This is a genomic window from Vibrio sp. 1F263, assembly GCF_041439035.1.
Lineage (GTDB): Bacteria > Pseudomonadota > Gammaproteobacteria > Enterobacterales > Vibrionaceae > Vibrio > Vibrio tasmaniensis_A.
On sequence record NZ_JBGONI010000026.1, the window covers coordinates 1 to 21657 of the forward strand.

Sequence of the window (21657 nt, forward strand, 5' to 3'; positions counted from 1 at the left end):
GATCAGATCGTAGGTTCTTGATTTAGTTCCATTGAATTACGCAACAAAGCCGTTCGATTACGCTAATAGCGATTGCCAAAAACAGAATATCTTTCACTAGGAAGAAGTTAGTGACTAAGATGCCATCCGATACTTTCCAAACGTTTGGCGTGGTGACTAGAAAGCTCAGTGTCACAACAAAGATAGCCGCTGCTGCAATACCTGAGTAGAAAGCAATAGTCGGCTTCTTAAATCCCACGATCAATCCAATCGCGACGATGATCTCTGCACCACCCACCATGTTAGACACTGCTTGTACCGAGAATAGATTGTAAAGCCAGTTCATTGCTGGGTGGTTTGCAATTAAAGGCTCAATTAGCATCGCTTCAGTTGGCGTAAACTTGTAAATACCAATCCAAGCTAACACTAATGCTACACCAATCACGCCTAGGTTGTATCCGACATTACTCTGTTTTAAATCATAGGTTTGAACATGCATAAAAGTACTCCATTTAATAAAATCTCTGAATATGACCGCAAGAGTTCAGATTAAATTTCGCGTTGAGAGTAATACTTAATATATTTATCTAGAGACTCAATAGATGGTGATTTATTGTTTTGATATTAATGCGTAGGCTAGTGATGTTGAACACCAAAGTCATAGGTTGGCGATAGTGCTGTTTAGCAGGTACTACGAGCTTTCTAATTTTTGTTTTCAATGTTAGGAATTTGGATTAGATTACGCTGATGTGCACCCTAATTATAAGAAGAGTATAACCAGTGAAAATCCATAGAATTAACCCGACCAAACGTTGGTCTGATGTGACTGTGTTTAACGGTATTGCAAGCTTTGTTGAAGTACCAGAGACGGATACAACGGCAGGAATTAAGAGTCAGGTTCAGCAAATCTTCGAACAAGCTGAAGAAATGATGAGTTTGGTAGACAGCGATAAATCTCGTGTATTGTCAGTGACTATTTACCTAACGGATTTCGCTAACTTTGATGCACTCAATGAAGTGTGGGAAGCGTGGTTCCCTGAAGGCTGCGCGCCAAGCCGTGCGTGCGTGAAAGTAGAACTCGCTAACCCTGAACTATTGGTTGAGATGTCATTCATGGTTGCTGCTGGTGAAAAGTTTCAATAAGCCGAAATCTCGGTAGATACAAGCGCTAGTAGACATAACTATTAATAAAGTCGACAGCGAACAGATAAAAAAAGCCACTCAGGTGAATCACTTGAGTGGCTTTTTAGTGTTCTACGCTATCCGAAACTAAATCGGATTAGGTATTAAGCGAGACCTTGATCTCTTGCCATCTGCTTCGCGATCTTCGGTGCATGCCATAGACATGGCAGCAAGATAAACGAAACAGGAACGGCAGTGATCACAATGAACGACTGCAGAGCTGAGATGCCGCCAGAGCCCATTGAGATAAGCGCGATAGCCACTGCCCCCATAATGACGCCCCAGAACGTTCTAACTGCTGAGTTAGGTTCTGTAGTACCAGTCATTACTACACTGATGGTGTAGGTCATTGAGTCACCTGTGGTCACAATGAACGTGGTCGTCAGGATAAGGAACAGGATTGCAATCAGAGTCGGGAACGGTAGTTGCGAAGTAATAGCCAGTAGTACAGCTGGAAGGTTGAAACCTTCGAATGCGCTAGATATTACGCCTGGGTTCTCTAATTCAAACGCTAAGCCACTACCACCAACAATGCTGAACCAAAAACAAGTCACAAGCGGTGCAACGATGCTGATAGAAACGATCATTTGGCGAATAGTTCGGCCACGTGAGATACGAGCAATGAAGATCGCCATCATTGGGCCATAACCTAAGAACCAACCCCAGAAGAATACAGTCCAGCCACCTAGCCACGCAGTATCTTGGCGGTATAGCGCCATTGGGATAAAGTTGTCGACCATTTCACCGATGCCTTGTAGGTAACCATCAATGATAAAGCTGGTTGGGCCAACAAGGAGAATGTAAACGATTAGGCACACCGATAAGATGATGTTGTAACGGCTTACCAGTTGGATGCCTTTACTTAGACCACTTAATGCCGACAGCGTATACATTGCAATAGCGAATAGAATAACGACACTTTGGGTAGCAAAGCTGTCAGAAATTCCAAACAGCTCGCTCAACGCATAGCTGATCTGTAGGCCAAGGAAGCCGATAGGGCCGATTGTACCTGCGGCTACTGCCACAATGCTGCACGCATCAACGACGTTACCAATCCAACTGTTGATTGCCTTGTCGCCCAGTACTGGGTAAAGCAGGGTGCGTGGCTTAAGAGGAAGGCCTTTTTCGTAGTGCAAGTACATAAGCACAATCGAAGAGAGACCACCTAAGATAGCCCATGCAAGGAAACCCCAGTGCATGAAAGATTGTGATAGTGCATTGAATGCCATCGCTTGAGGGTCTGCGTTGCCATACAGCGGTGGAGCTGAAACAAAGTGAGCAATTGGCTCTGCAGCTGCCCAGAACACGCCACCACCCGCAAGGAGTGTACATAGGACGATAGACATCCATTTAAACGTAGTCATTTCTGGTAGGGCAAGCTTCCCTAAACGAACATGGCCTGTGCGACTTAGTGCAAGCACTAAACCGATAATGAAATTGAGTAGTAGTAGGACTTGCCAGAAAGCACCGAACCATTTAGTTGAGTAACTAAAGCCGATGTTGACAAGTTCGGACAATACGGAGGTGTTGGTGAAAGCAAGGATGACAAAGAGGGTCAGGAAACTGCCACTCAGCCAAAAGACTGGGTTTCCGAGTTCCAGTTTTTCACCCAAAGATTGAGCTCTATTGAAATCGATAGAAGTAGATTCTGCGTTGATGTTTTCGTTGGCGACTTGCGTCAAGTTGGACATTATTTCTTCGCTATATTTGGCTCTTTCAAGCCTATGTATTTCTCCCACATTCGGATAAAAATGTGAGGCTCGTCAAAAAAGCCGCTGATACTAACATATTTGTAATCAAAAAGTGGGCGATTTCATAAAATAATCCCAAATCGCCAATAAATCCCTACTTTTTGGTTAGTTTTGATACGAATTTTTCTCAAACTCAAATCACATTTCTGACTCTTGAGACATTATTTTTTTAGCTTTCCGAAATAAATTAATTTTAGTTGTTGGTGCAAAATAAGTGTCGAATCATTGCATGCTATAAACAAATTAATGCGAGTCATTTTATAAATAGTAAATATTTTAGGTGTTTAATTGGCACTGTTACCTACAGTTGTTTTTCGAAGGAATTTAAGTGGCAAAAAAAGTGTCATTTACTTTAAATATCTTAAAACAACAACTTAAGGGACTGCTAACATGCACCTAAATCAAGGAAGAGTGGCCAAAAAGGTTTTTACACTCAGTACTCTCACTGCGTCATGCTTAATGGCTTTCAATAGCTATGCGGCTGTGGATTGCTCAACGTTAGAAGCGTGGGATCCTGCCACGGTTTACACAGGCGGCGATCAAGTTTCACATGACAGCAGCGCGTACTCAGCAAATTACTGGAATCAGAACAACAACCCAAGTCAATTTGAAGGTGACTACGCACAGTGGAAAAAGCTAGATGTGTGTAGCGGCAATGGAGGTGGAGGTACACCAAATGAAGCACCAACGGCTTCGTTAACGACTCCATCTGCCTCTGACATGTTCACTGAAGGCGATAACGTGGTGTTGAGTGCAACGGCGCTAGATTCCGACGGCAGTGTTACTTCGGTTGAATTCTTCATTGATGGAACTTCAGTCGCGGTTGTTACAGCAGCACCTTTCGAAGCGGTTTGGGCTGCAACGTCTGGTAGCCATCAGGTTTCGGTTGTTGCTACAGACAATGAAGGTGCGGCTAGCTTAGCGAGCGCGGTCTCTATTTCTGTCGATTCAGTTACACCTGGAAATGAAGCGCCGACAGTATCGGTTGCGCTTTCTGCATCTTCGGTTGATGTTGGTGGTGTGGTAACGCTTACCGCAACGGCAACAGACAGCGATGGTACGGTTGATAAGGTCGATTTTTATGTGGCAGGTTCTTTAGTCGGAACGGCTGCGACAAGCCCATACACGCTTAACTACACAACCACTCAAGCGGGTTCTTTAGCGGTTTACGCAAAAGCGACTGACAATCAAGGCGCAACGACAGATTCAGCGCTGGCTTCTTTGACGGTGAATGGCGTACCAACGGTGAGCACTTGTCGACCTGATGGCTTGTATCAAACTCAAGGTGTCGATGTTCCTTATTGTACGATTTACGATGATGAAGGCCGTGAGAAAATGGGCGCGGATCACCCACGTCGTGTCATTGGTTACTTCACCAGCTGGCGTGCAGGGGATGACCCACAAGCTGCTTACCTAGTAAATGACATTCCTTGGGAACAACTCACACACATTAACTACGCTTTCGTGAGCATCGGCTCAGATGGCAAAGTAAACGTGGGTGATGTGAACGATCCGAACAACGCAGCGGTTGGTAAAGAGTGGCCGGGCGTGGAAGTTGACCCAGCATTAGGCTTCAAAGGTCACTTCGGTGCATTAGCGACAGCGAAGAAAAAACACGATGTTAAGACTTTAATCTCAATCGGTGGTTGGGCGGAGACCGGTGGCCACTTCGCCACTGATGGTAGCCGAGTGGCTGATGGTGGTTTCTATACCATGACGACCAATGCTGACGGTTCTATTAACCATCAAGGTATCGAAACATTCGCAACTTCAGCGGTTGAAATGCTTCGTAAATACCAGTTCGATGGTCTAGATATCGATTACGAATACCCGACGTCAATGGCGGGCGCAGGTAATCCGTACGATAAAGACTTTATGGAACCACGTCGTCAATACCTATGGGCTTCTTACCAAGTGTTGATGAAAGTGTTGCGTGAGAAGCTTGATGCAGCCTCTGCGCAAGATGGCAATCACTACATGTTAACGATCGCGGCGCCTTCTTCGGGTTACCTACTGCGTGGTATGGAAACATTCGATGTAACCAAATATCTCGATTACGTAAATATCATGTCTTATGACCTTCACGGTGCGTGGAACGATCACGTAGGCCATAACGCTGCGTTGTTTGATACAGGTAAAGATTCAGAGTTAGCACAGTGGAACGTATACGGCACAGCGGCTTACGGCGGTATCGGTTACCTGAATACGGATTGGGCCTACCACTACTTCCGTGGTTCTATGCCAGCAGGTCGTATTAACATCGGTGTGCCTTACTACACACGTGGTTGGCAAGGTGTAACTGGTGGTGAGAATGGTCTTTGGGGCCGAGCAGCACTGCCAAACCAAGCTGAATGTTCAGCAGGTACTGGTGAAGGCGAGAAGAACAACTGTGGCCATGGCGCAATTGGTATCGATAACATGTGGCACGATACTGATCCGAAAGGCAACGAAATGGGTGCAGGTTCAAACCCAATGTGGCATGCGAAGAACTTAGAGAAAGGCATTTGGGGTTCTTATGCAGCAGCTTACAAGCTTGATCCTGTTAACGACCCTTCAGATGTTCTAATGGGGACTTACACGCGTAACTATGACAGCGTGGCTGTTGCTCCTTGGTTGTGGAACGCAGAGAAGGGCGTATTCCTTTCAACGGAAGATAAAGATTCTATCGATGTGAAAGCCGATTACGTTATCGACAAAGAAATCGGTGGCATCATGTTCTGGGAACTAGCAGGGGATTACAACTGTTACGTACTCGATGCGAACGGTAACCGAACTTCAATCGATACAACCGAACAGGCGTGTAATAGCGGAAACGGTGAGTTCCACATGGGTAACACTATGACGAAAGCTATCTACGATAAGTTTAAGTCAGCTACTCCATATGGAAACAAGGTTGCAACGGGTGCTATCCCAACGGAAGCATTAGATATTACTGTCTCTGTAGGTGGCTTCAAAGTCGGTGACCAAAACTATCCAATTAACCCTAAGATCACGTTTACAAACAATACAGGTCAAGCGCTTCCTGGTGGTACTGAGTTCCAGTTCGATATCCCAGTGTCTGCACCTGATAACGCAAAAGATCAATCGGGCGGTGGTTTGTCTGTGATTGCTTCTGGTCACACTCGTGCCAATAATATTGGTGGTCTAGATGGTCCGATGCACAGAGTAGCGTTTACGTTACCTGCATGGAAAGAGCTCCCTGCTGGTGGTGTGTATGAACTCGATATGGTTTATTACTTGCCAATTTCTGGCCCTGCAAACTATACAGTGAATGTGAATAGTGTCGATTATGCATTTAGCTTTGAGCAGCCGGATCTACCACTGGGTGATATCAGTACTGGTGGCGGTAATCCTGGTGATGGCGGTACCAACCCAGGTACATGCGATACTGCGGGTTTAGCTGTATATCCCGACTTACCTCAGAAAGATTGGGCGGGTAACCCAAGCCACGCAAACACGGGCGACCAAGTGGTTCATAACGGTAGTGTTTACCAAGCAAACTGGTGGACAAGTGCCGAGCCGGGTAGTGACGGCAGTTGGACCAAAGTGTGCTCTTAATTTAATGCTAAGCAATGTATTTATAGACAATAGAGCGTAGTAATAGGTAATAAATGCGAATGCTTTTAAGTCGATTTATCAGGACTTTAGTATAAATTAAGTTATCAATTTAAACGTAAAATCAAAACGCCGAACTGAATCCAGTTCGGCGTTTTTGCTATAAGTCACAGATTGCACATGAAGAGCGCCATTAATATCGACTATCGTTCAGTAAAATAGATAAATATGATATAAAACAATCTACTTATAAAAACAATAGCGTTACCTAAAATTTAAAAGCTATGAGGTAATTTTGAAAGTAAGACGTAAGTATATCCTCAACTTTTCCATCGTGTTGGCCCTCGTATCTTTGGTCCTCTCTGCTATTCAATTTAACCGAACCAAAGAATCACTTTTAGAGTCTAATCAATTCTTCTTCCGTACTATTGTAAACGCAAGCTACGACATCGTAGATACTACCGTTAACGAAGCTATTAAAACCTATCTCAAAGGTGTGACTGATACTGTCGCTTCTCACACACTAGGTGTCACTCCAGAACAAGAAGTTAAAGAAGTCATCCGAATTGCTAACGAATTGGTGATTGGAGAGTCAGGTTATATCTATTTGATGCCACCACAAGGTGTCCACCTGTATCATCCGTTTTTACAAGGGCAAAATCGCGCGCATTTAACCCATATTCAAACGCAACTGACCTCAAAGTCTGGAATGACTCAGTATTCTCATGCTAATCCACATGAAGTCGGCAAGCGTGCGAAGGTCGCGTATTCAGTGAGGCTACCGAGTGGTAATACATTGGTGGCGACCACTTATAAAGATGAACTCATGTACTTGGTCGATCTCGAAGCGCTTAAAGATAAACTAAGAAAGTATTCATATGGCGATAGTGGTTATGTATATATTGTTGATTTGCAAGGCGAGCTAGTCCTCCGACCCAATTTTGAACACGAACACTTGAAAGCCTTAATTGGTTATTCATCAGAGTTGCTCATCGATAAGGTCGTTGCTGAGCCTGAAGGGCATTTTAGTTACTCAATTTCAGATGACAACGGTACGACAAACAAAAACATTTTCTATAAGTTCTACCCATATCTGAATTGGATCATTTCTGCTGGAGTTTTGGAGCAAGAGCTCAATAAGAACCACAGTTTATTGCTAGTTAGTTTGATGACCTTGGTTATAAGTTTGCTTAGCATCATCGCCGTTTTGGTGCTTTACCTGCGGCACCGTCATTTAAAGATCTTAGATGTAGCTAGCTTAGATTATCTTACGGGGTTGAGTAATCGGCGGGACTTTATTTCTCAGGTTAAGATGAGAATTTTAGAGTGTTCGCCTTATCCGTTAAAAGGTGTTGGTATCATTCTTCTAGATATTGACCATTTTAAATCGGTAAACGATCTACACGGGCATAATGAAGGCGATAGAGTGATCTGTGCCGTTGCAAAAGTATTGAAGCAATTTGCAAATGAAAATCGTCTAATTGCTCGCTATGGCGGTGAGGAATTTATCTTTGTGACTTTTGATTGCAATGAATATCAATTGTACGAGTTGTCGGAAGAGCTTAGGCGTAGCGTCGAAAAAATTGAGGGGTTAGTGTTACCTGTAACGGTCAGTGTTGGGTGTCGCTATGCAAATGCACTGTTCCACATAGAAGGCACGATAGACCAAGCTGACAAAGCACTTTATCAAGCGAAAAAGAATGGACGCAATAACACACAGGTATACAGAGAGAGTCAATATCGTATTGTCTGTCATTGAAGTTTTCTAAAACTGATAAGCATGAAAAAGCCCAAATAGAACGTTCTATTTGGGCTTTTTTAGAATTGTTTGAAAGTGCTAGCCGTTAATCTAAGCTTTTGCTGCTTTCATCGCTTCATTTTTTTTTTCCTTTTGCATTTTTGCAAGGAAGTAGATGTTCACACAAGCGATGAAACCGTTGGTTGCAACCACTGGCCATGCATCAATCATAACGCCGTATGCTGTGAATAGAGTACAGCCAACAAAGTTAAGGACACGCAGACGCACGATATCTTTCATTGTTAATGAAATTGCGACCATAATAGATGCCGCGTAACCTAAAATTTCAACCATATTGAATTCCATTGTGTGACCCTCTTAAATTTGCCGATGCTTTATCGGTACCAATTCTTCTCTTCATGAGATGATTGAGGAAGCTCCGTGCCCCGAATGGTTTGGTTATGTTTAACTAAGTTTACTATACCGAGTCTATTTCTGTGGTTAAACCCCCAAAATGAGTAGAAGTGAAGGTTAGCGATTACGCAAACGTTTAATGATCTTTCTATTAATATAATTACTGTTTATGTTGAAGGTTAAATTGATAATTATTCTTGTATAGGAAAGGAAGCCGCGAATGATAAAACGATTCATATGTGCAACAAAAGGCGTAAATAAAGTCGCGTTGTTGGCTTTGATAGCGATTGGACTGACAGCGTGTACAACCAATGAAACGACTCCAACTCACAATTATGGCGTGGTGACCAGTGGTGACTTTGATTTCATGAAGCATGGGGTAGTCACGTACTCATGGCATCCCGAATCAGAGCAAGTGTACCTTTCTGAAAAATATGACAAGACGGTCGTCACTGATCTTGTACGCGAAGCGATTAAAGAACAACTTTCATTGAAAGGTTATCAGTTGAAATCCGGGGCTGGTGATGTCGTAGTGGGTTTTGGATTAGCTGAAGAATCTGAACTGAACGATGAATCGATCTTTGATGCGATTCAGCTATCTACAGGTGTGCCATTTTATAGTGATGATGGAAAGGTAAGCGAGAAAGGATCTTTGTATATTGCTTTTTTTGTTCCTAATTCGGAAGTTATACAGTGGCAAGCACTGGCGCAGTCTGGTATCCAACCTGATTTAGAGCCGAGCGAAAGCAAACAGCGGGTTATGGGCTTTGTTGAAATGTTATTTAGACGTATGCCCGAGAGGTAAAGCGAAGTGTTGAATGCATTCATTGAGTCAATCGTTTTTGTGTAAAAAACGGACAGGTCGCAGATTATACTTTTTTATTTGTAACGAACCGTACAAATACGTAAAGCAACGTAAAGTTCGCGCTTCTTTTGCTAGCATTTGTCTATACTGAACAAAACGTTAACTTAGGTTTAATTCAATGAAACGGTTCTCAAAATACTCTCTCCCTCTATTAAGTATGTTCATTGTAAGTAACGCAGCGATCGTAGCAAATACTGCTGTCGCGGCACCTTCTATAGTACCAAGCCCACCTAGCCTAGGCGCAAAAGGGTATGTGTTAATTGATTTTAACTCTGGTGATGTGCTGGTAGAAAAAAACGCACACACTAAGTTGAACCCAGCGAGTTTAACCAAGCTTATGACCAGTTATGTGGCTGGACAAGAGATGAAACGAGGTAACATCTCTGCGGATGATCAGGTGCGAATTAGCGAAAACGCATGGGCGAAAAACTTCCCTGATTCTTCAAAAATGTTCATCGAAGTGAACACTGATGTCGCGATGATGGATCTTTACCGTGGCTTGATTATTCAATCAGGGAACGATGCGAGTGTTGCGATTGCAGAACATGTTGCTGGCTCACAAGATGCATTTGTTGACTTGATGAACTCTTGGGCAGCTTCGCTAAAACTGGAAAATACCCATTTTGCGAATGCACATGGTTTAGATGCGGACGATCTCTATTCAACGCCTTATGATATCGCTCTATTAGGCCGTGCGATTATTCGCGATTTACCGGATGTGTATGGTTTATACAGCGAACGCTCGTTTAGCTACAACAAGATTACACAACACAACCGCAATGGCTTATTACGTGATAGAAGCTTGACGGTCGATGGCATGAAAACAGGCTACACCTCTGGTGCCGGCTACAGTTTAGCGAGTTCGGCGACACAAGGTGAGATGAGACTTATTGCGGTTGTGATGGGCGCATCAAGCGTTAAGAGTCGTGAGTCAGACAGCAAACAATTGTTGAGCTATGGTTTTCGTTTCTTCGATACGCTAAACCCTCATCAAGGCGGTGACCAAGTCGCTGAAGAGAAGGTGTGGTTTGGTGCTCAAGATACGTTGAAGCTAGGCGTTGCAGAAGATACGTTTATTACGCTGCCTAAGTCAGACAGCAAAAAGTTAACGGCATCGATTGAACTAATATCTGAACTGAAAGCCCCGATTTCAGAAGGCCAAACCTTAGGCGTTGTTCATTACACCGTTGATGGTGAAGATGTTCAAACTCAACCTTTGATCGCGTTGGAAGCGGTAGAGCAGGCTGGCTTGTTCAAACGCTTGATGGACTACGTAAAGCTATTTTTTGCTAGTCTGTTCTAAATCGAGGCTAGTCTGTTGTAAAGCGAGATAGTGGCGACAAGTCGCGATGGAAAACCATAAATAGTATGGGCGTTGTGAGTAAATCACAGCGCCTATTTTTATTTCTACATCAATCAAAACACTGCGCCGCACTATCTTTATTAGCCGTAGCGGTCGGTTTCGATTACTATACGCAAAATTTAGCAGCGTAGTCACTTATGACGATTGAGATAAAGAACGTAACCGAACCCGAAGTAACATGTGCTAATTGTCAGGCATGCTGTTGCCGTTTAGAGGTTATGATCATCACAGATACAGGCGTACCTGAAGAGCATATCGCTTATGATGAATGGGGCGGCGAAACGATGTTGCGACTCGACGACGGTTGGTGTTCTGCGGTAGATAGAGAAACACTGATGTGTACTATTTACGAAAATCGACCTTGGATCTGTCGTGAATTTGAGATGGCCTCTTTTGAATGTGTTGATCAGCGCAAAGATGTAATGGGCTAAGTGTCTGCAACATTGACGTTAGTAACGAAAGTACGCTACCGAGCTGTAATAAGCACATTAAAAAATTAAATTTCAGGGTTCTATATCTCAAGCAGATTTAGAACCCTGATTCGTTTAACGAGACAAGAACTTTTATGGGACAAAAATTTTAGTGCGGTAATAGTTTTAGCAGGATAAAAACAGCTTAAAACTCAGAAGGCACTTCAAACTCGATCCATTCACCGGTTGTTGGGTGAATCAGTTTTAAGTAGCCAGCGTGAAGGTGTAAACGCTCACGTTTGTATCCGTATAAGTCGTCACCACGAATCGGTACACCAAGGCCTGACGGGTGAGCACAGTGTACGCGCAGCTGGTGGGTTCGTCCTGTTTTAGGGTACAAGTGAACCTTGGTTTTGCCATTGTTGGTGCTGACCGCTTCCCAATGAGTTTCAGCATTACGTCCATGTTCATGGCAAACCAATTGTCTTGGTCTGTCTGTTATGTCGCCGCGCAAGGGCAAGCTGATATCGCCAGATTTGCCGTCGATTTCACCATCTAACAGAGCTGTATATCGTTTCTCTACGGTTCTATCAATGAACTGCTTCTGGATGTGTTTATTGGACTCTGCGGTCAGCGCCAAGATCAATAAGCCTGACGTCGACATGTCCAATCGATGGATAATCAAAGAGCCTGTTGCATCGGGATAACGCGCTTTAATACGGGTATAAACAGAGTCTTCGATAAACTTACCAGGAACCGACAAGAACTCCTCGGGTTTATTCACCACCACGATCTCGTCATCTTCATAGACAATATCAAACGACTTACCAACCGCAGGGTTCACGATAAGCGGGTTCTCTTCTAATTCGATGCCGTTTAGCTGGTGGTCGAGGATCTCGAAGCTTTTACTTTGGCAAACCGGGTACAGGTTTGCGTGCTGGCGAATGACAGCCGTTGGAGGCAATCCCCACCAAAACTCAGACAATGCTAATGGCTGAAAGCCGTGTTCAAAAGCAAAATTAAGCAGCTTAGGTAGGCAGCAGTCGCCAGAGCCTTCAAGAGCGTCTTTGCCATCTAACAATTCAAGCAGGTTCTTTGATTCGAGAGCTTGGTTGTTAAAGCGATAATGAGACAACCGTTGCGCTTCTAATTCGGCTGAGATCGCTTGGTGATCTTGCTTACGGTTTTTCAGTTCGCTTTCGATCAAATCAACTTGTGATTGGCGTTCTGCGATCTTTTGCTTCCATTCGATACGAAGCGCTTTTAGGTCGCGTTTCTCTTGGCTACTTTGATTGCCCAGTTGTTTGAGCAAATTCGCAGCTGACTCTAGATTCCCCAATGCCTTTTCTTGATTGGCTTGCTCTCTGAGTTCGTTACGTTGAGCTTTATTCGCGGTCATCGCCAACTGAAAGGCTTCGATAGCTTGTGCTGATTCGACTGTTAACTCTTCAAGCTCAGCTACTAATGCGTTTAGGTTATGCGATTGTTGTAGCTTCTTAATGTCATCCGCTAGTTGTGATTGGCGAGCGAGGTTTGCACTATTGTGAGATTGAAACTGTTCTGAATCGAAGGCTGGTAGAACAAAGTTAATGTTGTTTAACTGAGAGGCCAAAGACGGATCTAACTGCAAACCTGAAAATGCAGAAAGGTACCCTAGCTCTTGAGTTGTTGGATCCTGAACAAGAAGAACAGCGTAGAGATTACCTTGCGAGGTTTCGTTTACACCACAGTCGATGAGTGACTGTTGAAGCTGCAGCATAGCTAATTCACACGTAGGGTGCGGGGTATAGTAATACGGAAACGTAAACCGAGTCGGTATCGACAAGTCTTGAGTCGCGGTTTGGTTTAAGGGAAGCAGTGGTGTGTATTGAGCAAGGTTTGCTGACATGAAGATCAAACTCTATGGCTATTCAGTTAGAGTTCGGTATTGTTGTCGAAATGAAGACAAATGAGAAGCCAAAGCGAAAGATAAATCGGCTTTGGCTTCATTTAGTTGCTTGTGCTTATCCGAAGCGCGTCCGAGCTTGATTGAAACTCGATCAGTTCGAGTGTTCTAGCTCTAGTTGCTCGGCTTTTTGGTAAGCAGGGTGGCTCGTTAAAAGATCACCGTATTTAGCAATGTTAGGGTAGAGCGCAGTGGCACCGAAGTTACCCACGATTTCTACGATGAACGACATCATGAAATCGGCACCCGTCAGAGTATCAGCAACAAGGTAAGTTTTACCTTCAAGCGCTTCGTTGACAAAGGTTAGGATCTTTTGGTTTTCATCATCAGCGTAGCCGCCAAGGAAATTAGTCTCGCAACCGTCTTTCATCACAAAGATTTTAAGTAGCATTGGCAGAATACCAGAGCTTTCAGCGAAGTGAAGCCACTGTGAGTATTCCACGTAGTCAGCGGTGCCGCGCACTGGTGCGAACTTACCTTGACCGTATTTGTCGATTAGGTACTCGGTGATAGCACCAGATTCGCTGATCACGACGCCATCGTCTTCAATAACCGGAGATTTACCAAGAGGATGAACGGCCTTCAATTCTGGTGGCGCTAGAAACGTTACACTGTCTCGTTGGTATGGTTTGATTTGGTAATCTACTCCAAGCTCTTCCAATAGCCAGATGATGCGTTTTGAGCGAGATTTGTTTAGGTGATGCAAAGTAATCATGATTTTACCTAGTTAACTGGTTCAGTTTTTGAATTTATTTAGCTTCGTTTGTTTTGATAACAAGCTTACCGAAGTTTTGGCCTTCCAATAGACCCATGAATGCTTGTGGCGCCTCGTCTAGGCCTTCAACTAGGTGCTCACGGTAATGCATCTTGCCTTGAGACAACCATTCTGTCATTTGAACAGCAAACTCGTTGTAACGGTGTGCGTAATCATCAAAGATAATGAAACCTTGCATCTTAATACGCTTGACCAAAAGAGTGCCCATAAGGCTAGACATGCGATCTGGGCCTTCAGGAAGTGATGTCGCATTGTATTGTGAAATAAGGCCACAAACAGGAATGCGAGCACCAGTGTTAAGCAACGGCATTACCGCATCGAACACCTTGCCGCCAACGTTTTCAAAATAAACGTCGATGCCGTTGCTACATGCTTTAGTCAGTTGCTCCGCGAAGTCGTCGGCTTTGTGGTCGATACATTCATCAAAACCAAGCACTTCTTTCGCGTACTGACATTTCTCTTGACCACCAGCAACGCCAATGACACGACAGCCTTTTAATTTTCCGATTTGGCCAACGGTTGCGCCTACTGCACCTGTTGCAGCCGCAACGACTAGAGTGTCGCCTTCTTTAGGTTGGCCGATATCAAGTAAGCCCATGTACGCAGTAAAGCCTGGCATACCCATGATGCCTAGTGCGTAAGAAGGGTGTGTTGGCTCTTTACCTAGTTTGATTAGGCCTTCACCATCAGACACACCAAGATCTTGCCAACCGGTGTAAGCCAGTACCCATTCGCCAACTTCAAAATCGCTATTGTTTGACTCTTCAACCTGACACACGGTTGCACCGACCATCACTTCATCAATCGCAACAGGGTCTGCGTAAGATTTAGCATCGCTCATTCGGCCACGCATGTACGGGTCTAGAGAAAGGTAAACTGAGCGAAGTAACATCTCGCCGTCTTTAATTGTTGGTGCGGCTACTGTCTCCAAACGGAAGTTATCTTGAGTCGGTGCGCCTACTGGGCGAGAAGCCAATACGATGCGGCGGTTGTCTTGTTGAGTCATTGGGTATCCTTAATTTTATATTATGTTTATTTGGAATTAGACCAGTCGTCTAGTCTTGTTGTCTAAAAATCCCGCCGTCATCAAATGATAAGAGGGCGGGTTATCTGTCGTTAGTAAAGACTAAACACAGTACGTGGTTAGTTTTTACCTTTTAAAATCTGTTGGGTTAGGTTTAAAGCTGATTCTAAGCTACGTGAACTCTGGCTTAGTTTGCTTAATAAGCTTGCGCCTAACCACATAGAATATAGATTTTGAGCGGTTTCTTGGCTCTCTTCAACCTTTATCGAGCCATCATCAATACCACCGACAATGCACTGCTCGATGGTATGCGTCACTTTCTCAGCACCTTTCAATAGCGCTTGGCGCATAGGGTCAGAAAGATCAGAAACTTCGGCGCTGAGCTTAACGACTAAGCATTTATGAGCGTTACAAGTACTGTTTTCAATCTGTGACCATCGAGTGAAGTAACTGATAATTCTCTGGTAATGGTTGCCTTCACCATGAACCAAAATAGTTTCAACTCTGCTGATGTAGGTCTCAAAATAGTGCTGGATCAGAGCCTCGCCAAATTGCTCTTTAGATTTAAAGTAGTGGTAAAACGATCCTTTTGGAACATCCGCTTCTTTAAGCAATTGCGATAAGCCAACGCCGTTAAAGCCGTTGTTCACTATTAATTGGTAGCCAACATCTAAAACATGCAGGCGTGTGTCGTTCGTTTTATCGTTCATGGGCTTACTATAAGTTAAATTAGACCAGTCGTCTAGTCTTCGGCTTTTTGAGGTATATTCCGACGTTACAAAAGTGGCTTCAACTATTCAATTATTCAATTATTCAAACGTTCACATATAAAAAAGCCCCAATATAGCTCGTATGTTAGGGCTTAAATCAGTCTCTTCAATTATTTGATAGAGATTAACTCAACATCAAAAATCAAAGTTGCTGATGGTGGGATAGGGCCTGAACCACCTTTACCGTAAGCCAATTGGCTTGGGATAAACAGGCGAACTTTTTGGCCTTCGACCATGTAAGTCAAACCTTCTTGCCAGCCTTTTATCACTTGTTTAAGAGCAAATGAGATTGGCTCACCACGATCAACAGAGCTGTCGAAAACAGTGCCGTCGATAAGTGTACCGTGGTAATGAACCGTTACTTTGCTGTTCTTAGTTGGGTGCTCTGTACCAGTACCTTCTTCAAGAACTAGGTATTGAAGACCACTTTCAGTCGTAACAACCCCTTCTTTAGCGCCGTTTTCGATAAGGAATTGTTGGCCTTGTTCAATATTTTCTTCGCCAGATTTATGGTTCATCCAAGTGCGGTAGCTCATGAAGCCAGCCAAAATAAAGACAATGACCGGGATGATAAATTTAGACATAGTAAAACCTATTTATTGTTGATTTTTTATAGAGAAAAGCCGTTAAGGCTGAGTCAAAAGGTAGTTGATCGTTTTTGCGATACCTTGAACATCTTGGTGACCTGCTGTTAGTACTTGGTATTTACCGTTGATGATAAATGTTGGTACTGAGTTGATTTGACCTTTAACCGAGATCTCTTCAGCTTTCTTTACGTAGTCAAATAGAGCGACTTGCTGTTCTTTGTTCAGTTGGTATGGGCTAACCAGACCACGAGAAGTGAACGCAGTCTCTAGAGCTTGTTGACGTTGTTCAGGAGTCGCATCTGCACCCATTTGAACCGCACCAAATAGGTCGTCCATGAACGCGTGGTCAGGGGTCGCATCAAGTTGCATTACTGCTGTGTAGTAGATCATTGCGCTGATTTGAGCACTTTCATTGAACGTAACGTGCATCTTGCCAATAGTTTGGTCTGTTAGAGATTCGATCTCTGGAATTGCACTTTCCATTTGACGGCAGTGACCACAATTTAGAGAGAAGATTTCAGTGATCGGAGACAGGTTAAATTCAGTTAGAGCAGTAGGCAGCGCTTCGTATTGAACGCCTTTCTGTGGCTCGTCTGTTTCACTACAACCCGCGATAATCAGTACGGCAGCAAGTGCTGTGATGAATTTAGTAAATGGTTTAAACATAATGTTTGCTCTAGCGTTGAGAAGTCGTGAGATTCTAACTATTTAGTACGAATTGGAAAACAATTATAAGGTAAATAAATGCAAACAGTTGGAACGGGCGGGCGATGACAGGCGAGTTGACGATTAACTGTGATCAAAAACACTTTTTTTGGACGTGCTTTCTTTTCGTATAAAGTTTTTGTCTAAAGTTTTTCTCTCAGTGCCGATATAGACATTAGTGAATGGTTTATCTGCATAAGTGGTTGGTGAAGTAATGAGATATTTAGCGATAATGTTAAGCATAGCTTTGGCTGGGTGCGAAACTACGTTACCAACAGGGTTATTCGGTGAGGATATGTTACAAACTGCACCGAAAACTGATTATGACATTATGTACCCTGAATGGGGTGTGGTTCAAACCACTCATCAGCAAGGAACTATTACCACTAACTACGGACGTGGCGTTTCGACCAATGATCCACTGGAAGTCTTTTTAAGACAAAACCGTATCGATTTTGAAGTTTTACCTGGCAACCATGTGATGGTAAAGCTTGTACAGCATGTGAACTTTAAAACAGGTTCGACATCTCCTGAACCCGCTTACAACAATTGGTTGGACACGTTAGGCAGCTATCTTTCTCGACGCCAAGACATTGATGTCGTCATTGAAGGACACACGGATAATACAGGCAGTGATCGTGTTAATGATCCGCTCTCTGAACAGCGCGCAAAAGAAGTGAAAGCTCGCTTAGAAAGTAACTATGTTTCGAGTCGTGCTATTTACACCCGCGGTTTCGGTGAGTACGTTCCCGCGTGTAACAACGCTTCAGCACAAGGTAAAGCCTGTAACCGCCGTGTAGAGTTGATGCTGATTGTGGCGAAATAGATGCGAGAAGCTTGATTCTTTGAATCGAAAGAGCGTATCGATTACAGACATAAAAAAATCCCTCATGAAGAGGGATTTTTTGTATTTAGCTTGTGTTGCTTTTTCCGCTTATGCGAACTGTTTTTCTAAGTAAGATACGATATCCGAAGATTCGTACATCCACTCAGTTTTACCGTCTTTCTCGATACGTAGACAAGGCACTTTCACACGACCGCCGCCAGCTTCAAGTTCTGCACGGTGTTGTTCGTTGTTTTTTGCATCACGAAGTTCAAACTGAACAGACTGACGTTTCATCGAGCGTCGCACTTTTACACAAAATGGACATGCTTCGAATTGGTACAACGTGTGCGTTTTTGCCTGTTCGTTCACTTTGCTTTGTTCTTCTTGAGAACGCTTCACACCGCGTGGGCTGAAAACAAAATTCAACAGCAAGATGACGCGACCTAAAAACCAACGGATAAACTTCATAACTCTCTCTACATATTTAAAATTAGCGTTACAATTTGCAGCATTATATACACAAGTTTTGTCAGATGCTCGCAACAAACCGCTAATATCTATTTTGTCCGTTCGATCGTGTGAGACTTCGCCACATTTAGCCCTAAACGTTTGGACAGTCGAGTCAGGTTTGCTCGGTCTGTTTTCAGAACTCGCCCTGCTTGCGCCCAGTTAAAGTTGGCATCTTCCAACACCTCAGTGATGATGCTGCGTTGAAAATCATCGGTAGCGCCACGTAAACCTGCAGATAGGTCGATCGTTGGTGTTGATAAAGGTGTGTTTTTTACCTGTGTCGTCGCTATAGGCTGATCTTGGTCGAGTGGGCCACAATCTTCTTTAGTGATTGTCACGAGGTTTTTGTTGGTGCTACGAGCTAATGCTTTTAGTGCTGAGCGGCTAATCACGTGCTCAAGCTCACGTACGTTACCTGGCCAACCGTAACGGTTTAAAAATACCAGTACATCAGAGCGGAATTTAACTTGGTTGATACCAAGTTTACGACGTGCCTGTTCTAGGAAGAAGCCTGCTAGCAAGCTGATGTCGTCACCTCGGTCTTTCAGAGCTGGCACTGCGATAGGGTACACACTCAATCGGTGGTATAAATCGGCTCTGAATCGACCGTCTTCAACTTCTTGCTTTAAGTCTCGGTTGGTTGCAGCTAAAACACGAACATCAATAGTTTGAATGTTGTCTTGGCCTACAGGTTGGATTTCGTTGTTTTGCAGTGCACGCAATAGCTTACTTTGTGCTGCTAAAGGCAATTCACCAATTTCATCTAAGAATAGCGTGCCGCCATCGGCTAGAGCAAACTTACCTAAGCGGTTTTTGTCTGCACCAGTAAACGCGCCACGAACGTGACCAAATAGTTCACTCTCTACCAAGTTCTCAGGAATAGCTGCACAGTTGACATAGACGAGTGGGTTACGTTTACGCTGCGATTGGTGATGCAGGGTTCGAGCAACGAGCTCTTTACCAACACCTGTATCACCATGAATCAGAATATTAAATTCAGAGGGTGCGACAACCGCGATATCGTTTTTAAGCGCGACCATGGTGTCACTATTACCAATCAATTCGCCGCCGTCACGTTCCCACGCTTCAACATTCAGCTCTTCCAGTAATTGCTTTGACTGTTTTGCTTGATGTTCAAGTTGCGAGAAAGTCATCGCCATTTGCATCGTAGAGGCAGCAATAGCAGCGAGAACTTCTAGGTTCCGAGCAGGAATATTCGCGAAGACATCAGGTTTTAGGCTGTCGAGGGTTAGTACCCCTAACAATTTGTCACCAAAAAGAAGAGGCAAACCCATACAGGCATGCATAGGCAAATCGCCGTCGTGGTCGATCAGTAAGCCATCGAAAGGATCAGGCAATGAGCTATCCGCATCAAAACGAACTGGAGAACGCGATGCACAAATCGCATCAAAACGTGGATGTTCTGAAATAATAAAGCGGCGACCGAATGTATCTCGACTGAGCCCTTGCATTGCGATGGGTACTAGCGTGTCGCCTTGAAGGCTTAAAAGTGCGACACAATCACACGTTATGGTTTTACGAATGGCATCGATTAAGCGATTGAAACGGTCTTGATCGTTCACACCGCTGGCTAAACCAATGGTCATTTCCATGAGAGTGGATGCTGAGATATCTTGCATAAAGGGCTCATACTGTTTGTATTTTTATACATGGTAGAGTTTTTATGACATAAAAAAAAGGTCTTTTTGACTAAAGTTTGAAGAGGGTTTTTGAAGGAATGCTAGGCACAACAAGCTTTCGCATGTTGGCACCGTTTGTGCAGTGTGTCCATTGCGTGTTGTCTATATGACTGAATATCTGACCCATCATTGATTTGAATCAATTAATGCGAATTTATCAGTCCACGTGATTCTCACAAAAATAGTAGCCAAAGAGCTCATTGAGAAAGAATTAATATAAAGTCATCTTTAAATAAATTAGTCAATTTGACATGAAAGGTCAAAAGACTAAGTGTTCGGAGTAAATCAATGCTAAACAATCTACATATCAACATCATCAAATCGACGATTCCTCTTTTAGAAAGCGCAGGCCCTGCTTTAACTCAACACTTCTATCAACGTATGTTTACACATAACCCTGAGTTGAAAGATATCTTCAATATGACTCACCAAAGAACAGGTCGCCAAGGTGTCGCACTGTTTGAAGCTATCGCGGCTTATGCTAAAAACATTGAAAACCTAGCAGCGTTAACCACCGCGGTTGAACGTATTGCACAGAAACACACGAGCTTTAACATTCAACCAGAGCACTACCAAATTGTTGGTTTGCACCTGATTGAAACACTACGTGAATTAGCGACTGAGGCATTTACTCCAGAAGTAGAAGAAGCATGGACTGCCGCTTACCTATTCTTAGCGCAAGTATTTATCGACCGTGAAGCAGAGCTTTACCTACAGCGTAAGCAAGCGGTAGGTGGCTGGGAAGCAGCACGTACTTTCGTGATTGCAGATAAGATTGAAGAATCAGCTCTAGTAACAAGCTTCATCCTACAACCAAAAGATGGCGGTGACGTTCTGGATTACACTCCAGGTCAATACATCGGTATCGAAGTAAAACCTGAAGGTGCTCAGTACAGCGAGATCCGTCAATACTCACTATCAGACAAGCCAAACGGCAAGCAGTACCGAATTTCTGTGAAACGTGAAGGCCAAGGTCAAGAGACTCAAGGCGTAGTATCTAATCACATGCACTATACTGTTGCTGTCGGTGATGAAGTTAGCCTATATGCTCCAGCGGGTGACTTCATGTATCAAGAGCGTAGCAAGCCAGTAACGCTTATCTCTGCAGGTGTGGGTGTAACACCAATGCAATCAATGCTTGAGTTCTTAAACAACCAGCAGAAAAACGAACCTGTACTGTACCTTCACGCTTGTGAAAACGTAGGTCAACACTCTTTCACGACTCGCGTTAAAGACATTGTTGCCGATAAAGGTTGGGAAGCGAAAACGTGGTACATGAACAAAGGCGAGTCTGCGTGTGAGAACACACATGAAGGTCAAATGGATCTAGCATCTATCTCTGACACCAACGGCTTTGAAGAGAGCGATTTTTACATTTGTGGCCCTGTTGGCTTCATGAAGAACATCGTAGAACAGCTAGATGCACTTAAAGTCGACCGTTCTCGCGTCCACTACGAAGTCTTTGGCCCTCACGCCGATTTCTAATAGCTCTCGACAGTTCTATTGACACTAGCCTGAACTATTAACACCTTGCCTATTCAAAGGCCTCACATTGTGA

General features: G+C 43.8%; 19 protein-coding genes. 8 read left to right on the forward strand and 11 right to left on the reverse strand.

Annotated features, from left to right (window positions below; translation table 11 throughout):
- Positions 1-22: 22 nt before the first annotated feature.
- A complete protein-coding gene (locus tag ACED25_RS15820; protein ID WP_371695642.1) occupies positions 23-478 on the reverse strand; it encodes a DUF417 family protein in 456 nt (151 codons plus the stop codon).
- Positions 479-759: 281 nt separating this feature from the next.
- On the opposite strand from ACED25_RS15820, the gene ACED25_RS15825 reads away from it, so the two are divergent.
- Positions 760-1122, forward strand: a complete 363-nt coding sequence (locus ACED25_RS15825; protein WP_122046314.1) for a RidA family protein — start codon at positions 760-762, stop codon at positions 1120-1122.
- Between the two features lie 143 nt (positions 1123-1265).
- On the opposite strand, the gene ACED25_RS15830 is transcribed toward ACED25_RS15825, so the two are convergent.
- Positions 1266-2852 carry a BCCT family transporter gene (locus ACED25_RS15830; protein ID WP_009845503.1) on the reverse strand — a complete coding sequence of 529 codons (1587 nt, stop codon included), beginning with the start codon at positions 2850-2852 and terminating at the stop codon, positions 1266-1268.
- A gap of 450 nt (positions 2853-3302) precedes the next feature.
- Here ACED25_RS15830 and ACED25_RS15835 point away from each other — a divergent pair, with 450 nt between their 5' ends.
- Positions 3303-6470 carry a chitinase C-terminal domain-containing protein gene (locus ACED25_RS15835; RefSeq protein WP_122046315.1) on the forward strand — a complete coding sequence of 1056 codons (3168 nt, stop codon included), beginning with the start codon at positions 3303-3305 and terminating at the stop codon, positions 6468-6470.
- Positions 6471-6762: 292 nt separating this feature from the next.
- A complete protein-coding gene (locus ACED25_RS15840) occupies positions 6763-8226 on the forward strand; it encodes a diguanylate cyclase domain-containing protein (RefSeq protein WP_371695643.1) in 1464 nt (487 codons plus the stop codon).
- 90 nt (positions 8227-8316) lie between these two features.
- Here the strand turns inward: ACED25_RS15840 and ACED25_RS15845 are convergent, their stop codons facing one another.
- The gene (locus tag ACED25_RS15845; protein ID WP_009845500.1) at positions 8317-8571 is read right to left on the reverse strand and encodes a YgjV family protein; all 255 of its coding nucleotides are present in this window, start codon (positions 8569-8571) and stop codon (positions 8317-8319) included.
- 268 nt (positions 8572-8839) lie between these two features.
- Between ACED25_RS15845 and ACED25_RS15850 the strand changes: the two genes are divergently transcribed.
- The 3 genes from ACED25_RS15850 (at position 8840) to ACED25_RS15860 (ending at position 11278) form a co-directional block, all read left to right on the forward strand.
- Positions 8840-9424, forward strand: a complete 585-nt coding sequence (locus ACED25_RS15850; RefSeq protein ID WP_009845499.1) for a DUF4136 domain-containing protein — start codon at positions 8840-8842, stop codon at positions 9422-9424.
- A gap of 178 nt (positions 9425-9602) precedes the next feature.
- On the forward strand, positions 9603-10787 hold the full coding sequence (locus tag ACED25_RS15855; protein WP_017097507.1) for a D-alanyl-D-alanine carboxypeptidase family protein: 1185 nt from the start codon (positions 9603-9605) through the stop codon (positions 10785-10787).
- Between the two features lie 197 nt (positions 10788-10984).
- Positions 10985-11278 (forward strand): YkgJ family cysteine cluster protein, encoded by a 294-nt coding sequence (locus tag ACED25_RS15860; RefSeq protein WP_012600484.1) that lies wholly within the window; start codon positions 10985-10987, stop codon positions 11276-11278.
- A 184-nt stretch (positions 11279-11462) separates the two neighbouring features.
- On the opposite strand, the gene ACED25_RS15865 is transcribed toward ACED25_RS15860, so the two are convergent.
- The 6 genes from ACED25_RS15865 to ACED25_RS15890 form a co-directional block, all read right to left on the reverse strand.
- Positions 11463-13145: a pseudouridine synthase gene (locus ACED25_RS15865; RefSeq protein WP_371695644.1), complete on the reverse strand. Its 1683-nt coding sequence runs from the start codon at positions 13143-13145 to the stop codon at positions 11463-11465.
- A gap of 151 nt (positions 13146-13296) precedes the next feature.
- A complete protein-coding gene (locus tag ACED25_RS15870; protein ID WP_009845492.1) occupies positions 13297-13917 on the reverse strand; it encodes a glutathione S-transferase family protein in 621 nt (206 codons plus the stop codon).
- A gap of 34 nt (positions 13918-13951) precedes the next feature.
- The gene (locus ACED25_RS15875) at positions 13952-14983 is read right to left on the reverse strand and encodes an NADP-dependent oxidoreductase (RefSeq protein WP_371695645.1); all 1032 of its coding nucleotides are present in this window, start codon (positions 14981-14983) and stop codon (positions 13952-13954) included.
- Between the two features lie 137 nt (positions 14984-15120).
- Positions 15121-15711, reverse strand: a complete 591-nt coding sequence (locus tag ACED25_RS15880; protein ID WP_371695646.1) for a TetR/AcrR family transcriptional regulator — start codon at positions 15709-15711, stop codon at positions 15121-15123.
- 170 nt (positions 15712-15881) lie between these two features.
- Entirely contained in the window at positions 15882-16355 is a 474-nt protein-coding gene (locus tag ACED25_RS15885) for an FKBP-type peptidyl-prolyl cis-trans isomerase (protein ID WP_371695647.1), read from the reverse strand.
- A gap of 42 nt (positions 16356-16397) precedes the next feature.
- Positions 16398-17024, reverse strand: a complete 627-nt coding sequence (locus ACED25_RS15890) for a thioredoxin domain-containing protein (protein ID WP_099165583.1) — start codon at positions 17022-17024, stop codon at positions 16398-16400.
- 271 nt (positions 17025-17295) lie between these two features.
- On the opposite strand from ACED25_RS15890, the gene ACED25_RS15895 reads away from it, so the two are divergent.
- Positions 17296-17889: an OmpA family protein gene (locus ACED25_RS15895; RefSeq protein ID WP_009845487.1), complete on the forward strand. Its 594-nt coding sequence runs from the start codon at positions 17296-17298 to the stop codon at positions 17887-17889.
- A 108-nt stretch (positions 17890-17997) separates the two neighbouring features.
- Here the strand turns inward: ACED25_RS15895 and ACED25_RS15900 are convergent, their stop codons facing one another.
- A complete protein-coding gene (locus ACED25_RS15900) occupies positions 17998-18357 on the reverse strand; it encodes a glutaredoxin (RefSeq protein WP_065679986.1) in 360 nt (119 codons plus the stop codon).
- Positions 18358-18446: 89 nt separating this feature from the next.
- Positions 18447-20039: a nitric oxide reductase transcriptional regulator NorR gene (gene norR, locus ACED25_RS15905; protein ID WP_009845485.1), complete on the reverse strand. Its 1593-nt coding sequence runs from the start codon at positions 20037-20039 to the stop codon at positions 18447-18449.
- Between the two features lie 348 nt (positions 20040-20387).
- Between norR and hmpA the strand changes: the two genes are divergently transcribed.
- The gene (gene hmpA, locus ACED25_RS15910) at positions 20388-21584 is read left to right on the forward strand and encodes an NO-inducible flavohemoprotein (RefSeq protein ID WP_371695648.1); all 1197 of its coding nucleotides are present in this window, start codon (positions 20388-20390) and stop codon (positions 21582-21584) included.
- Positions 21585-21657: the final 73 nt, after the last annotated feature.

Excerpts from the sequence above, each read along its gene's own strand:
- ACED25_RS15820 (WP_371695642.1), bottom strand. The coding sequence starts at position 478 with ATGCATGTTCAAACCTATGATTTAAAACAGAGTAATGTCGGATACAAC.
- ACED25_RS15830 (WP_009845503.1), bottom strand. The coding sequence starts at position 2,852 with ATGTCCAACTTGACGCAAGTCGCCAACGAAAACATCAACGCAGAATCT.
- ACED25_RS15835 (WP_122046315.1), top strand. The coding sequence starts at position 3,303 with ATGCACCTAAATCAAGGAAGAGTGGCCAAAAAGGTTTTTACACTCAGT.
- ACED25_RS15845 (WP_009845500.1), bottom strand. The coding sequence starts at position 8,571 with ATGGAATTCAATATGGTTGAAATTTTAGGTTACGCGGCATCTATTATG.
- ACED25_RS15850 (WP_009845499.1), top strand. The coding sequence starts at position 8,840 with ATGATAAAACGATTCATATGTGCAACAAAAGGCGTAAATAAAGTCGCG.
- ACED25_RS15855 (WP_017097507.1), top strand. The coding sequence starts at position 9,603 with ATGAAACGGTTCTCAAAATACTCTCTCCCTCTATTAAGTATGTTCATT.
- ACED25_RS15860 (WP_012600484.1), top strand. The coding sequence starts at position 10,985 with ATGACGATTGAGATAAAGAACGTAACCGAACCCGAAGTAACATGTGCT.
- ACED25_RS15865 (WP_371695644.1), bottom strand. The coding sequence starts at position 13,145 with ATGTCAGCAAACCTTGCTCAATACACACCACTGCTTCCCTTAAACCAA.
- ACED25_RS15870 (WP_009845492.1), bottom strand. The coding sequence starts at position 13,917 with ATGATTACTTTGCATCACCTAAACAAATCTCGCTCAAAACGCATCATC.
- ACED25_RS15875 (WP_371695645.1), bottom strand. The coding sequence starts at position 14,983 with ATGACTCAACAAGACAACCGCCGCATCGTATTGGCTTCTCGCCCAGTA.
- ACED25_RS15880 (WP_371695646.1), bottom strand. The coding sequence starts at position 15,711 with ATGAACGATAAAACGAACGACACACGCCTGCATGTTTTAGATGTTGGC.
- ACED25_RS15885 (WP_371695647.1), bottom strand. The coding sequence starts at position 16,355 with ATGTCTAAATTTATCATCCCGGTCATTGTCTTTATTTTGGCTGGCTTC.
- ACED25_RS15890 (WP_099165583.1), bottom strand. The coding sequence starts at position 17,024 with ATGTTTAAACCATTTACTAAATTCATCACAGCACTTGCTGCCGTACTG.
- ACED25_RS15895 (WP_009845487.1), top strand. The coding sequence starts at position 17,296 with ATGTTAAGCATAGCTTTGGCTGGGTGCGAAACTACGTTACCAACAGGG.
- ACED25_RS15900 (WP_065679986.1), bottom strand. The coding sequence starts at position 18,357 with ATGAAGTTTATCCGTTGGTTTTTAGGTCGCGTCATCTTGCTGTTGAAT.
- norR (WP_009845485.1), bottom strand. The coding sequence starts at position 20,039 with ATGCAAGATATCTCAGCATCCACTCTCATGGAAATGACCATTGGTTTA.
- hmpA (WP_371695648.1), top strand. The coding sequence starts at position 20,388 with ATGCTAAACAATCTACATATCAACATCATCAAATCGACGATTCCTCTT.